Source organism: Acidovorax sp. 107, from assembly GCF_003058055.1.
Classification (GTDB): Bacteria; Pseudomonadota; Gammaproteobacteria; order Burkholderiales; family Burkholderiaceae_C; genus Acidovorax.
Genome location: NZ_QBTZ01000001.1, coordinates 4,504,756 through 4,517,665 on the forward strand (window position 1 = coordinate 4,504,756; position 12,910 = coordinate 4,517,665).

Consider the following 12,910-nt stretch of genomic DNA (forward strand, 5'->3'; position numbering starts at 1 on the left):
GCGTCAGCGACCGTTAGGCAAACACGCCTGCGGTGTCTTGCATGCGGGCAGACACTTCACCCAGGTGGTGCAGCGTGTCGCCAAAGGTCACTTCCAGCTGGGTGAGCTTCTTGAAGTAGTGGCTCACGATGTATTCGTCCGTCACGCCGATGCCACCATGCAGTTGCACGGCCTGCTGGCCCACAAAGCGCATCGACTGGCCCAGCTGCACCTTCGCGCGGGCCATGGCAGCGCGGCGTTCTTCCGCGGGGGCGCCAAGCTTGAGGCTAGCGTAGTAGCTCATCGAGCGGGCTAGCTCCAGCTGCATCTTCATGTCGGCCACGCGGTGGCGCAGTGCCTGGAAGCTGGCGATGAACACGCCGAACTGCTTGCGCTGGTTCATGTATTCGACCGTGATGGCCACAGTCTTGTCCATCACGCCCACGGCTTCGGCGCAGGCGGCGGCAATGCCGGTGTCCACGGCCAGTTCCAGCGCGGCCAAGCCGTCGGTGGTGATGAGCGTGGCGGGGGCGTTGGCCAGTTGCACCTCGGCGGCGCGGCTGCCGTCTTGCGTGACATAACCCTGCGTGGTCACGCCGCTGGCGGTGCGCTCGACCAGGAAGAGGGCGATCTTTCCATCCAGTTGTGCGGGCACGATGAAGGCGTCCGCCTTGTCACCAGCAGCCACTACGCTTTTGATAGCCGTTACCGTAAATCCTGATTGCGCTTTGGCCGCTTTGGCATCGCAAACATCGAGGCGGTAGCGTGCCTTGCGCTCCTGCTGGGCCAGCACTACCAGGGCTTCACCGCTGGCCACGCGGGGCAGCCATGCCGATTGCACGTCAGCCGGGGCGTAGTGCGACAGCACGCTGCTGGCGATGAAGGCCTGGGCGATGGGCTCCAGCACGATGCCGCGGCCCAGTTCCTCGGCCACCACCATGGCATCGATGGCGCTCTGGCCCATGCCGTCGTTCGCTTCGGGCACAGTCAGGGCGGTCAGGCCCAGCTCGGCCAATTCGCCCCAGGCGGCGCGGTCAAAACCGCCTGCGGCCACGGCGGCGCGGCGGCGCTCAAAGGTGTAGCCCTTGTCCACCCACTTGCGAACGGCGTCGCGCAGTTGTTCCTGGTCGTCAGAAAAATCGAAATCCATGTATCTCTCCTTGTGCCGGTTGTGGCGCCGTGACGCCCTCAACAACCAGCGAAGCTCTATCGGGAACCCCCTCCCGGAGGGGGCACGGGGGAGCAGTCCTGTCGCGCAAGGCGCGGACCGTGCTGGGCGTCAGCCCAGAACGGTCTGCGCCACGATGTTGCGCTGCACTTCGTTGGAGCCACCATAGATGGTGGTCTTGCGCAGGTTGAAGTAGGTGGATGCCAGCGGTGCGTTGGCGGTGACGCCGCCGGGGAAATTGCCCTGCCAGCCGGCTTCCATGGCCTCTTCGATGAAGGGCATGGCGAAGGGGCCGGCGGCCAGCATCATCAGCTCGGCATAACGTTGCTGGATCTCGCTGCCCTTGATCTTGAGCAGGCCCGCGATGTCGAGCGAGTTCTTGCCGGACTTCTCGGCCGACAGCACGCGCAGCACCAGCATTTCCAGGGCGACGATGTCCACTTCGAGCAGTGCAATCTGGTCGCGGAAGCGCAGGTCGTCCCACACGCCTTCGGTCTTGGCGATGCGCTTGAGGCGCTCCAGTTCGCGCTTGCTGCGGTTCACGTCGGCGATGTTGGTGCGCTCGTGGCTCAGCAGGTGCTTGGCGTAGGTCCAGCCCTTGTTCTCTTCGCCAATCAAGTTCTCGGCGGGTACTTCGACGTTGTCGAAGAACACTTCGTTCACTTCGCACTCGCCGTCCAGCAGTTTGATGGGGCGCACGGTGACGCCCTTGGACTTCATGTCCAGCAGCAAGAAGGAGATGCCGGTCTGCGGCTTGCCCTCGGTGCTGGTGCGCACCAGGTTGAACATCCAGTCGCCGTGCTGGCCGAGGGTCGTCCAGGTCTTTTGGCCATTGACGATGTACTTGTCGCCCACGCGCTCGGCGCGGGTCTTGACGCTGGCCAGGTCCGAGCCCGAGCCTGGCTCGCTGTAGCCTTGGCTCCACCACACTTCGCCGCTGGCGATGCCGGGCAAAAAGCGCTTTTGCTGCTCGGCGTTGCCAAACGCCATGATCACAGGGGCCACCATCACGGGGCCGAAGGGGATGATGCGGGGCGCACCGGCGAGGGCGCACTCTTCTTCAAACAAGTGCTTTTGCACGGCCGTCCAGCCGGGGCCGCCAAACTCTTTGGGCCAGCCAAAGCCGAGCCAGCCTTTTTTGCCCAGAATCTTGGCCCAGCCCTGCATGTCTGCGCGGGTCAGGCGCAGGGCGTTGTGGACCTTGTGAGAGATTTCTTGCGGCAGATTGGCGTGAACCCATGCGCGAACTTCTTCGCGGAAGGCCTGCTCTTCGGGGGTGAATGCGAGATCCATGCGGTGCGTCTCCTAGTGATAGTGCATTTGTAGCACGGTCGTTCGTTTTATTCCTGTCCGGGTGGCGACATTGGACTGAAGTCGGGGGAAATGCCCAGCTCGGCGCACAGCCGCTGCACGGTGTTGCGCAAGCTCGCCACTTCAGCCTCCAGGGCGTCCACGCGGGCCTGCAGTGCGGGTGAGGGGCTGGAGCCCGCACTGCCCGCGGGCGCGTGGCTGGCGGTGGTGTCCACCGGTCCGCACATCAGGTGGGCCCAGCGCTGCTCGCGGGCGCCGGGTGCGCGGGGCAGCTGCAGGACCAGCGGGCCTCCCTTCTCGGCGCTGCGCTCCTGCAGCTCGTCCAGAAAGGCTTCCACCGACGAGATATCGGCAAACCGGTACCAGCGCTCGGCGTTGATGCGCAGCTCGCCCGCCGTCTGCGGCCCGCGCAGCATCAAGAGGCCCAGCAGCACGGCCGATTGCTCGGGCACGCCCACCCCGCGCTGAAAGTTGTGCTCCCAGCGCGTGGTGCGGTTGCCGCTGCTCTCAAACGCCAGCGTCAGCAGCTTGAGCGAATCCAGCGCCTCCTGCGCCTCGGCGTCGCTGAGGTTCATCACCGGGTCGCGGCTGGTTTTCTGGTTGCAGCCGGTGACCAGGCCGTTGAGCGACATGGGGTAGCTGTCGGGCACCGTGCGCGCCTTTTCCATCAGGGTGGCAAGCACGCGGGCTTCGTTGGGGGTGAGGGGGCGTGTGGTGGGGTCGAAGGGCACTGGGATAATCCGTGGCAATTTATGAAGAACATCGTCATTCTGATCTCTGGCGGCGGCTCGAACATGGCCACCATCGTCCGCACGGCGCAGCAGGAGCACTGGGAGCAGCGCTACGGCGCCCGTGTGGCGGCCGTCATCAGCAACAAGCCGGATGCCGCCGGGCTGGTGTTTGCACGGGAGCACGGTATAGCCGCCGAGGCGCTGGACCACAAGGCTTTTGCCAGCCGCGAGGCGTTTGACGCCGAACTGGCCGCCACCATCGACCGCCACCAGCCCGCGTTGGTGGTGCTGGCCGGGTTCATGCGCATCCTGACGCCGGGGTTTGTGGCGCATTACGCCGGGCGACTGATCAATATCCACCCCTCGCTGCTGCCCGCGTTCACCGGGCTGCACACGCACCAGCGCGCCATCGATGCAGGCTGCAAGTTTGCGGGCGTGACAGTGCACCAGGTGACGGCCGAGCTGGACGTGGGGCCCATCCTGGACCAGGCCGTGGTGCCAGTGCTGCCGGGTGACACGGCCGAGACGCTGGCGGCCCGGGTGCTGACGCAGGAGCATGTGATCTACCCCCGCGCTGTGCGGGCGCTGGTGCAGGCGCTGTAGCGGGTGAGGGCGGGGCGAGGGCGGGGCAAGGGGCCAGATCGCCACAAGCTCTGCGCGCCATCAGCAGGATAATTTGCTATTGAATGTATAGCTATTCAGGCATATTGCACTAGCACAATCGGCCGATTGAACTCATATTCTGGCCCAGAGCATCACCCGCAGGCTCGCGGAGGCAGTTTCTGGCACGCGCAGCTCGTCAATTGACGGGCGAATCGCACTGCTCGGCCAGAAACCTGGCACTGACTACGGGGATAGCTGGGTCAGGCCACAGCGCTGAGGCTGCTGGTGTTCGACGCCGTGCGCCAGTCGCTGGCGGCGCGCTCGTACTGCTGCCGTGCAAAGTCAGCCAGCCGGGCCAGGTCGTTGCGACCGGCGGATTCGGTGCTGTTGCTGATGGTGGTGGGCTCGACCTGGCTGGTCAACTGGTCGATGAATGCCTTGGACTCGCTGGCACTGATGCTGGCATCGCCGTCGGTGTCGATGGCGTTGAACAGCGCGGTGATTGCGTCCTGCTCCTCCGTGCTGGTTCCGCCTGCCAGGCGCTCCGCGGCGGAGACCACGCCATCCTCGTTGGTGTCCAGCGGGTCGTAGCTGGTCGCCGAGCTGCTGCCGGTCGCCGCACCCGCCCCGCCAGGGCCGCCCGGCCCACCCGAAGGTGGTGGCATGCCCCCCATGGCCTGCATGCCGCCCGCGTCGCCGCCCGTACCCGAAGGTCGGCCCGCATCGAACTCGGCCTGCGTCAGGCTGCCGTCTCCGTTGGTATCCAGCTGGCTGAACACGTCATCGCTGCTCACGCCGGTCTGGCTGGCGGTGCCGCCGGACATGGCCTCCAGCAAAGCCTGCAGCTCGGTCTTGCTCACGGCGCTGTCGCCATCGCTGTCCACCTTGCCAAACAGGTCGTCGCCCGCCTTGCCAGTGGCGCTGGTGGCAGCGCTGGCGCCTTCGCCACTGCGCGACTGGGCGAACGCCATGGTCGAGGGGGGCGGCGGCAGCACGCTTTGCAGGGTCTTGCCCAGCTCGTCGGCATTGAGGCTGCCGTCGCCGTTGGCGTCGTATTGCTTCACCAGGTCGGCTGCGCTGGTCTGGCTGCTGACGCCGGTCTTCTTCGCCACGTCGTCCAGCAGGCCCTGCAATTCGGTGTCGCTCACGCCGCCGCTGCCGTCGGCATCGATCTTGGACAGCAGCCGCTCCGGCGAAGGCCCCGGGCGCGATGCCCGCTGCACACTCGCACTGGACCAGGCACTGCTGACGCTACTGATGGTCGTCATCGTCGTTCCTTTCGTTCCAAGGGTGGGCCGGTGCCGGGCCCTCCACTGCGGAAGCCCTCAGCCATGGCCCGATCCCATTCTTGGGTGCGCGTGTCTCCCGGGTTTGTCTGCTTTGTACCAAGGTCGATACAAAGGGTGGATACAAGGCCTGAACAGGGGGGCAAACGCCTGCCAGATTGCACTGAGGTGGGGGCGCAGGCTCCCTAAACTTGGTGCGTTCCTTTGCGCCTGTGCCCGCCCATGCAACACATCCTGGTGGTGGACGACGATGTCGAAATCACCACACTGCTCACCGACTATCTGACCCGCTTTGGCTATGCCGCCCACGCGGCCTGTGACGCCCAGACGATGCGCGCCCAGATGGCCGCACAGCCCATCGGCCTGGTAGTGCTGGATGTGATGCTGCCCGGCACCGATGGCATCACGCTGGCGCGTGAGCTGCGCGAACGCTCGCGGGTGCCCATCATCATGCTCACCGCGCGCGCCAACCCCTACGACTGCGTGCTGGGGCTGGAGATGGGCGCGGACGATTACATGGGCAAACCCTTCGAGCCGCGTGAGCTGGTGGCCCGCATCCAGACAGTGCTGCGCCGCACGCGCGGTGCCGAGGCGCCTGTGCGCCCGGGGCCTGATGAAGTGGTGCGGTTTGATGGCTGGACGCTGCACAGCCTGGAGCGGCACCTGGTGTCGCCCGGTGGCATGGTGGTGCCCCTGTCGAACGCCGAGTTCCGTCTGTTGTGCACCTTCTTGCGGATGCCGCGCCGCGTTTTCAGCCGCGACCAGCTCATGGAGCAGGCCCGGGGCCGGGCCATGGATGCGTTTGAACGCAGCATCGACCTGCTGGTGTCGCGCCTGCGCAGCAAGCTCGCGGACGACCCACGGTCACCCTCCATGATCCGCACCGTGCGCGGTGCCGGATATCTGTTCAACGTGCAGTCGCTGCAAGGGCAGGTCGGGCAGCCCCACTGATGCCCTCGCTATCACCCCTGCGCGCTGCAGTTCAGCGCTGCGTTCCCGACACCCTGTTTGGCCGGCTGGCGCTGCTGCTCATCGCAGCCGTCATCGTGAGCCATGTGCTGGCGTTGACGTTGATGTTCGAGCTGCGCCCCGCTCATCCTGGGCACCCGCCCGGCCCGCCCCCGCATGCCGTGGCTGCCGATGGGCGCCCGCTGCCGCCGCCTGGGGCCGCGCCGGGATTGTGGAACGCGCCACCCTCGCTGCAACTGGGCCTGCTGCTGGACATCAGCGTGCGCCTGGCCGCGCTGGTGGCGGCGGCGTGGTGGGCTGCGCGCTGGCTGTCGCGCCCCATGCGCCGGCTGGCCACGGCCGCGCAAGAGCTGGGGCGCGACATCCACCGCACCCCTTTGCCAGAGGACGGCACACTGGAGTGCCGCGACGCCAGCCGTGTGTTCAACCAGATGCAGGCGCGCATTCGCCAGCAGCTGGCCGAGCGCGACCGGTTTGTGGCAGCCGTGTCGCACGATCTGCGCACGCCCCTGACCCGGCTGCGCTTGCGCACCGAAAGCCTGGGCGATGCCCATGCGCAGCAGCTGTTTCGGCGTGACATTGCCGAAATGGACGCCATGATTGCCTCCACGCTGGACTACTTGAGCGGCGTGGCGGGTGCCGAGGCCTGGGTGCATCTGGATGTGCAGGCCCTGGTGGACAGCATGGCGGACGACCAGGTGGCCATGGGCCACGCGGTCACCGTGGCTGGGCACGCCGCTCCCTTGCGCGTGCAGGCCGTGGCGCTGCGGCGTTGCCTGGACAACCTGGTGGGCAACGCGGTGCGCTATGGCGGCGGCGCCGAGGTCACGCTGAGCGATGCGCAGGACGCCCTCACCATCGAGGTGCGCGACCACGGCCCCGGCCTGCCGCACGAGGAGCTGGACCGGGTCATGGAGCCGTTCTACCGGGTCGAGGCCTCGCGCAACCGCCAGAGCGGCGGTGTGGGGCTGGGGCTCACCATCGCCAGCGACATCGTGCGGCGCCACGGCGGGCAACTGGCACTGCGCAATGCAGAGGGCGGCGGGCTGGTGGTGGCTGCGGTGTTCCCCCGCTCGGCCCTTTGACCTTTGATGCCAGCGGGGTTCACTCGCCGGGAGCTTGGCCTTCCCATTTCTCAAACCGGGGGCGCATCACGCCGTCGATGAGCAACTGCTCCTCGAACATGGCGGCCGGCCGCACCCACAGGCCGCGCTGGCCGTACAGCGCGCGGTACAGCGTCATGGGCTCCAGCGTCTCGCTGTGGCGCACGGTGTCGATCACTTCATAGAGCATGCCCTTGTAGTGGCGGTACAGGCCCGGTGGCGTGCGGATGAGCGCGGGCAGATCGTCGTCGGTCATGGTGCTACGGTGGTGTGAGTGGTTAGGATGGCGGCTGAAAAAAAACCAACCAGAGTGAGGGACGCCCGTGGACCAGGCAGATTTTGTGCACATGGTGCGCATGAGCGAGCATGCCAGCGCCGACAACAGCCGCGCCTACCGCCGCAGTGTGGCTGCATTTGCAGCGCTGGGTTATGCGTGGGTGCTGGGGTGTCTGGCACTGGCCGTGGGTATTTTGCTGTGGGTGGTGCCTCAGTTGCTGCAGGGGCGCTTTCGGTTTGCGATGCTCTGGGCCCTGCTGGGTGCCGGAGGTCTGCTGTGGGTGAGCCTGCGTGCGCTGTGGGTGCGGTTTGATGCGCCGGAGGGCGTTGAAATTACCGCGCTGGACGCGCCTGACCTGTTTGAAGCCCTGGCGCGCATCCGCCGCAAGATCAAGGGCCCGCCCATCCACAAGGTCACATTGACCGACGAGTTCAATGCCAGCATCCAGCAGTTGCCGCGTTACGGCCTGTTGGGCGGCGCGGTCAATCACCTGAGCATTGGCCTGCCTCTGCTGATGGCGCTGGACCGGCCGCGGTTCCTGGCGGTGCTGGCACACGAGTACGGCCACCTGCGGGGCGATCATGGCCGCTTTGCGGCCTGGATCTACCGCACGCGCCTGTCATGGATGCGCCTGAACCACAGCCTGGCGGATGACGAGGGCCCGGTGGCTGCCGCCACGCAGTTGTTCATGCGCTGGTACTTCCCGCGGTTTTCGGCCAAGACCTTCGCACTTGCCCGACAGGATGAGTACGAGGCCGACCGCATTGCCGGCAAGCTGCTGGGCCGGGATGTGACGGCCGCGGCCCTGGCCGAGATCGAGATCCGTGGCGCGTGGCTGCAGGCGGAGTTCTGGGGCAACCACTGGTGTGCTGCCGCGGGCAATCCGTTGCCAGTGGGCCCCTACCGCGGCATGCGCCGCGCCCTGGCCAAGGCGCCCGATGCGGCCTTTGCCAACGATGCCCTGCGCCAGGCGCTCAAGCGCCTGAGCAATCTGGACGATACCCACCCCGGCCTGCGTGACCGCATCGAAGCGTTGGACGCCACGCCCACGCTGCCGGACTGGTCGCGCGGCAACGCGCTGGCCCTGTTGGGGCCGGATGCCAAGCGCTGGGTGGCTCATTTCGACAAGCAATGGTGCCGCGATAACGCCAGCGAATGGAAGCAGCACCACGCCTGGCTGGGGCGTGTGCGCGCGCGCGCCGAGGCATTGGGCGCATCGACGGCCCAGAGCAGTGCGGCCGACCTGGTGGAGCTGGCCCGCCTGAAGCGCCATCTGGACCCGCATGCGGATGTCCGCGCCCTGTACGAGCTGGCACTGCAACGCAGCCCCGAATACCCTGCCGCGCTGCGCGGGCTGGTGCCCTGTCTGGCGGAGGAGGATAGGGAGGGCAAGCTGCAGCTGCTGCACCGGTTGTGGGAAACAGGCAGCAGCGACCGCTACTGGGCCGCGCGCACGGCATTGGCCGAGCTGGAGACCCCACGCCTGGGGCTGGACCACGATGCGGCCGCCTTCAAGCAGTGGCGCAAGCGGCTGGAGCGCGCGCAGGAGTCTGAGGAACGTGCCTGGGAAGAGCTGTCGGGCACCTCGTTCTTCAGCCAGATCGTGCGACATGACCTCAGCTCGTTCGAGCTGGCCGAGCTGCAGTCCGAACTGGCACGTTGTGCACCGCTGGCCCGCTGTTGGCTGGTACGCAAGAACCTGCGCGAATACCCCCAGCGCAGGGCCTACCTGGTGTTTGTCGAGCTGCCGGGCATGGACGATGAAAGCCGCTACCACCTGTGCCGCGCCCTGGAGCGCAACCTGAGCCTGCCGGGCCCCGCGCTGGTGCTGTGGGCGGGTGAGTCGCCGACCCTGCAGCAGATCGAGCGCTCGGCGTTCGAGCCGATCTACTCACGCTGACGCAGAGCGGCAGGTCCTCTGAGCGACTTCGTCGCATCCCCGTGCTGGCGTGCCTGGGGGTGGCTGCGCTTCCGGTGCAATGGACCGCCGCCGAAATGGCGCGGAGCTGGCCGCGCGACGGGGAATGGGACAATCGGGGGATGCATCCCAAAGTTCTTCTCGATGCCTGTGCCGAACTGGTCAGGCTCACCCTCACGTTTGAACACCCTGCCGACGCGGTGGTGTCACGTTTCTTCCGCGACAACCGGGGCCTGGGGCCGCGCGAGCGCGCCACGCTGGCGGAAACGGTCTATACCGTGTTGCGCAAAAAGCTGCTGTTTGACCACATGGCCCCCTCGGGCTCAGGGCCCAAGGAGCGCCGCCTGGCGATCCTGGGTTTCTACGGCCCGCGCGATTTCCTCAAGAGTGCGTTGACCGACCAGGAAAAGAACTGGCTGGACCAGTGCGATGCCGTCACGGTCGATGACCTCATGGAGCGTCACCGTCACAACCTGCCTGAGTGGATGGTCAAGCCTCTGAAGGACCAGCTGGGCGATGGTTTCTGGCCGCTGGTGGAAAGCCTGGCGCAAAGCGCACCCCTGGATTTGCGGGTCAACGCGCTCAAGGACAAGCGTGCCGATGTGCAAAAAGAACTGGCCAAGGCCGGCATCAAGGCCCATCCCACACCATATTCGCCCTGGGGCCTGCGCATTGACGACAAGCCCGCGCTGACCAAGCTCGACGCCTTCACGCGTGGCGCCATCGAGGTGCAGGACGAGGGCTCGCAACTGCTGGCCCTCCTGCTGGATGCCAAGCGCGGCGAGATGGTGGTGGACTTCTGCGCCGGCGCAGGGGGCAAGACGCTGGCCATTGGCGCGAGCATGCGCAGCACAGGGCGTCTGTATGCGTTCGATGTGTCAGCACACCGCCTGGACGCGCTGAAACCCCGCCTGGCCCGCAGCGGCCTGTCGAACGTGCACCCCGCCGCCATCGCCCACGAACGCGACGACCGCGTCAAGCGCCTCGCGGGCAAGATCGACCGCGTGCTGGTCGATGCGCCTTGCTCGGGCCTGGGCACCTTGCGGCGCAACCCGGACCTCAAATGGCGCCAGTCGCCCAAGGCCATCGAAGAGCTGGTGGCCAAGCAGACGGCCATCCTGGACAGCGCAGCGCGCCTGCTCAAGCCGGGCGGTCGTCTGGTGTATGCCACCTGCAGCATCCTGCCGCAGGAAAACGAGGCCATTGCGGAAGCCTTCAGCGCATCGCACCCCGACTTTGAACTCCTGGATGCCGGTGAACTGCTGGAGCAGCTCAAGGTCGAAGGCGCCAAGGGCTTGTGCAGCGGTGGCGCATCGGGCAGTGGTTATTTGCGCCTATGGCCCCATCTGCATCAGACCGATGGGTTCTTTGCCGCCATCTGGGTCAAGAAGGACTGAAATGCTGGGGGTAAGGCTCTAAAGCCTTCAAACCAGCGCCAATACGGTGGATTTCCCTGATCCATTCCGAGGCAGGCCCTCTAAAATTGGTGACCTGTTTCATTGGTGAGCGGGTTCTCTGTAGTAAGGTTTTTGTGAATATGCTGTTACCCGACTGGGCTGTACTGAACGCCGCCATCGACTGGCTGGGATATGGGTTGTGGAACCTGGCCTGGTGGCAGATCGTGCTGTATACCCTTGCCACGACCCACATCACCATTGCGGCGGTCACGATCTTCCTGCACCGCGCGCAAGCGCACCGCGCACTGGATCTGCACGCCATCCCCTCGCATTTCTTCCGCTTCTGGCTGTGGATTGGTACCGGCATGGTCACCAAGGAGTGGGTGGCCATTCACCGCAAGCACCACGCCAAGTGCGAAACCGTGGACGACCCCCACAGCCCCCAGACCCGTGGGCTGGACACCGTGATGTGGCGCGGCGCCGAGCTGTACCGCGCCGAGTCCAGGAACATGGAGACGATCAAGAAGTTCGGCCACGGCACGCCCGATGACTGGATGGAGCGCAACGTGTACACCCGCTACGGCTGGCAGGGCGTGGGCCTCATGCTCATCCTGGACCTGGCTCTGTTCGGCGCCCTGGGCGCTGCGGTGTGGGCGGTGCAGATGCTCTGGATCCCGTTCTGGGCAGCGGGCGTGGTCAATGGCGTGGGTCACTACTGGGGCTATCGCAACTTCGAGGCGCAGGACGCCAGCACCAATTTGTCGCCCTGGGGCATCATCATCGGCGGCGAAGAGTTGCACAACAACCACCACACGTACCCCACGTCCGCCAAGTTCTCGGTCAAGCCGTATGAGTTCGATATTGGCTGGGTGTACATCAGCCTCATGAAGAAAATCGGTTGGGCCACAGTGAAGAAGGTGCCGCCCAAGCTGCAACTGGGCGATGTGAAGCCCGTGGCCGATGAAAAGACGCTGGAGGCCCTGATTGCCAACCGCTATGAAGTGATGGCGGGCTACGCACGCGGCGTGCGCAAGGCTTGCAAGGACGAGATTGCTGCGCTGCAGGCCCGCCAGGCTGATGTGTCGGTGCTCAAGGCCGCCAAGCGCTGGCTGCACCGCGATGCCGAGAAAGTGCCTGCAGGGGCCTTGCCCCAGTTGGCGCAGGCCCGCGCCGCGCATCCGACGCTCGACAAGATGGTGACCATGCGCGAAGAGCTGCGTCAGCTGTGGTTGAACACATCCCAGTCCCGCGAACAACTCACGGCCGACTTGCAAGCTTGGTGCCGCCGCGCTGAAGAGAGTGGTGTGGCAGCCCTTCGGGAGTTCTCCATCCGCCTGCGTGCTGCACGGGCTTGAGGTGACATCCTGATTGCACTTTCGGTCGGGCCGCTGGCTTGGCGCACTTAGGGCGCATCTACCAAAAAACCGCTGTAGGGCCTTGGGCCTGCAGCGGTTTTTTTGTTGGCTGTCAGGGGTGAGCGGGGAGTAGGTGGTTGCGGTGCGGGTGGGGCTGTTGCGGCGGAGCTGTGCGCCAGGCAGTCCGCAATGGTCCACCCATGAAAAAAGCCGCCGGGCTGGACGCCGGGCGGCTTTTTGGAAGACCAGAAAGAGGCTGAATTACTTCAGCTTCATTTCCTTGTATTCCACATGCTTGCGAGCCTTGGGATCAAATTTCATGATCAGCATCTTCTCGGGCATGGTCTTCTTGTTCTTGGTCGTGGTGTAGAAGTGGCCGGTACCCGCAGTGGATTCCAGCTTGATCTTGTCGCGTCCGCCTTTGCTTGCCATGGTGCTACTCCTTAAGCCTGGCCACGGGCACGCAGGTCTGCGAGCACCGAGTCGATACCGTTCTTGTCGATCAAACGCAGGGCAGCGCTCGAAACACGCAGGCGAACCCAACGGTTTTCGGTCTCGACCCAGAAACGGCGGTATTGCAGGTTCGGCAGGAACCGGCGCTTGGTTTTGTTGTTGGCGTGGGAAACATTGTTCCCAGTCATGGGCTTCTTGCCCGTTACGTCGCAGACGCGTGCCATGAGGACACTCCGATACTGTATTAACGGCCGTTCGCTGGGCCCTAGGCTGTTGATTTGCCCAGGTTGGCTTGCGGCCTCACCTCGCCAGAAAGGGTGGCGGTAACCCGATTTGCCTGTTTCGGAGGTCCGCAAAAAC

At 65.6% G+C, this 12,910-nt stretch carries 13 protein-coding genes; 6 read left to right on the forward strand and 7 right to left on the reverse strand.

Going from position 1 to position 12,910, the window contains the following annotated elements; translation table 11 throughout:
- Positions 1 to 13 precede the first annotated feature (13 nt).
- The 3 genes from C8C99_RS21010 to C8C99_RS21020 all read right to left on the reverse strand — a co-directional run bounded on the left by C8C99_RS21010 (position 14) and on the right by C8C99_RS21020 (position 3,189).
- A complete protein-coding gene (locus C8C99_RS21010; RefSeq protein ID WP_108626797.1) occupies positions 14 to 1,129 on the reverse strand; it encodes an acyl-CoA dehydrogenase family protein in 1,116 nt (371 codons plus the stop codon).
- Positions 1,130 to 1,258: 129 nt separating this feature from the next.
- The gene (locus C8C99_RS21015; protein ID WP_108626798.1) at positions 1,259 to 2,440 is read right to left on the reverse strand and encodes an acyl-CoA dehydrogenase family protein; all 1,182 of its coding nucleotides are present in this window, start codon (positions 2,438 to 2,440) and stop codon (positions 1,259 to 1,261) included.
- Between the two features lie 47 nt (positions 2,441 to 2,487).
- Positions 2,488 to 3,189, reverse strand: a complete 702-nt coding sequence (locus C8C99_RS21020; protein ID WP_108626799.1) for a YceH family protein — start codon at positions 3,187 to 3,189, stop codon at positions 2,488 to 2,490.
- A 21-nt stretch (positions 3,190 to 3,210) separates the two neighbouring features.
- On the opposite strand from C8C99_RS21020, the gene purN reads away from it, so the two are divergent.
- Complete coding sequence (gene purN / locus C8C99_RS21025) at positions 3,211 to 3,792, forward strand: phosphoribosylglycinamide formyltransferase (RefSeq protein ID WP_108626800.1); 582 nt, start codon at positions 3,211 to 3,213, stop codon at positions 3,790 to 3,792.
- A 260-nt stretch (positions 3,793 to 4,052) separates the two neighbouring features.
- Here purN and xopAW read toward each other — a convergent pair whose 3' ends face one another.
- Positions 4,053 to 5,060: a XopAW family type III secretion system calcium-binding effector gene (xopAW, locus tag C8C99_RS21030; protein WP_108626801.1), complete on the reverse strand. Its 1,008-nt coding sequence runs from the start codon at positions 5,058 to 5,060 to the stop codon at positions 4,053 to 4,055.
- A 240-nt stretch (positions 5,061 to 5,300) separates the two neighbouring features.
- Between xopAW and C8C99_RS21035 the strand changes: the two genes are divergently transcribed.
- Entirely contained in the window at positions 5,301 to 6,029 is a 729-nt protein-coding gene (locus C8C99_RS21035; protein ID WP_056646507.1) for a response regulator, read from the forward strand.
- A complete protein-coding gene (locus tag C8C99_RS21040) occupies positions 6,029 to 7,132 on the forward strand; it encodes an ATP-binding protein (protein ID WP_108626802.1) in 1,104 nt (367 codons plus the stop codon). Before C8C99_RS21035 ends, C8C99_RS21040 begins: the two co-directional genes overlap by 1 nt.
- A 19-nt stretch (positions 7,133 to 7,151) precedes the next feature.
- Here C8C99_RS21040 and C8C99_RS21045 read toward each other — a convergent pair whose 3' ends face one another.
- The gene (locus C8C99_RS21045; RefSeq protein WP_108626803.1) at positions 7,152 to 7,406 is read right to left on the reverse strand and encodes a DUF1653 domain-containing protein; all 255 of its coding nucleotides are present in this window, start codon (positions 7,404 to 7,406) and stop codon (positions 7,152 to 7,154) included.
- Between the two features lie 67 nt (positions 7,407 to 7,473).
- On the opposite strand from C8C99_RS21045, the gene C8C99_RS21050 reads away from it, so the two are divergent.
- From C8C99_RS21050 to C8C99_RS21060, 3 genes are all read left to right on the forward strand, one after another.
- Positions 7,474 to 9,327 carry a M48 family metalloprotease gene (locus C8C99_RS21050; RefSeq protein ID WP_108626804.1) on the forward strand — a complete coding sequence of 618 codons (1,854 nt, stop codon included), beginning with the start codon at positions 7,474 to 7,476 and terminating at the stop codon, positions 9,325 to 9,327.
- 140 nt (positions 9,328 to 9,467) lie between these two features.
- Positions 9,468 to 10,742 (forward strand): RsmB/NOP family class I SAM-dependent RNA methyltransferase, encoded by a 1,275-nt coding sequence (locus tag C8C99_RS21055; RefSeq protein ID WP_108626805.1) that lies wholly within the window; start codon positions 9,468 to 9,470, stop codon positions 10,740 to 10,742.
- Positions 10,743 to 10,882: 140 nt separating this feature from the next.
- Positions 10,883 to 12,097, forward strand: a complete 1,215-nt coding sequence (locus tag C8C99_RS21060; RefSeq protein WP_108626806.1) for a fatty acid desaturase — start codon at positions 10,883 to 10,885, stop codon at positions 12,095 to 12,097.
- Between the two features lie 261 nt (positions 12,098 to 12,358).
- On the opposite strand, the gene rpmG is transcribed toward C8C99_RS21060, so the two are convergent.
- Together rpmG and rpmB are read right to left on the reverse strand one after the other, a co-directional pair.
- Positions 12,359 to 12,529 carry a 50S ribosomal protein L33 gene (rpmG, locus tag C8C99_RS21065; protein WP_008904999.1) on the reverse strand — a complete coding sequence of 57 codons (171 nt, stop codon included), beginning with the start codon at positions 12,527 to 12,529 and terminating at the stop codon, positions 12,359 to 12,361.
- Positions 12,530 to 12,540: 11 nt separating this feature from the next.
- Complete coding sequence (rpmB, locus tag C8C99_RS21070) at positions 12,541 to 12,774, reverse strand: 50S ribosomal protein L28 (protein WP_010463481.1); 234 nt, start codon at positions 12,772 to 12,774, stop codon at positions 12,541 to 12,543.
- Positions 12,775 to 12,910 lie beyond the last annotated feature (136 nt).

Bases quoted from the DNA above. Each gene is read 5' to 3' on its own strand.
- purN (WP_108626800.1), top strand. From the start codon at position 3,211: ATGAAGAACATCGTCATTCTGATCTCTGGCGGCGGCTCGAACATGGCC.
- C8C99_RS21040 (WP_108626802.1), top strand. From the start codon at position 6,029: ATGCCCTCGCTATCACCCCTGCGCGCTGCAGTTCAGCGCTGCGTTCCC.
- rpmG (WP_008904999.1), bottom strand. From the start codon at position 12,529: ATGGCAAGCAAAGGCGGACGCGACAAGATCAAGCTGGAATCCACTGCG.
- rpmB (WP_010463481.1), bottom strand. From the start codon at position 12,774: ATGGCACGCGTCTGCGACGTAACGGGCAAGAAGCCCATGACTGGGAAC.
- C8C99_RS21060 (WP_108626806.1), top strand. From the start codon at position 10,883: ATGCTGTTACCCGACTGGGCTGTACTGAACGCCGCCATCGACTGGCTG.
- C8C99_RS21035 (WP_056646507.1), top strand. From the start codon at position 5,301: ATGCAACACATCCTGGTGGTGGACGACGATGTCGAAATCACCACACTG.
- xopAW (WP_108626801.1), bottom strand. From the start codon at position 5,060: ATGACGACCATCAGTAGCGTCAGCAGTGCCTGGTCCAGTGCGAGTGTG.
- C8C99_RS21045 (WP_108626803.1), bottom strand. From the start codon at position 7,406: ATGACCGACGACGATCTGCCCGCGCTCATCCGCACGCCACCGGGCCTG.
- C8C99_RS21055 (WP_108626805.1), top strand. From the start codon at position 9,468: ATGCATCCCAAAGTTCTTCTCGATGCCTGTGCCGAACTGGTCAGGCTC.
- C8C99_RS21015 (WP_108626798.1), bottom strand. From the start codon at position 2,440: ATGGATCTCGCATTCACCCCCGAAGAGCAGGCCTTCCGCGAAGAAGTT.
- C8C99_RS21010 (WP_108626797.1), bottom strand. From the start codon at position 1,129: ATGGATTTCGATTTTTCTGACGACCAGGAACAACTGCGCGACGCCGTT.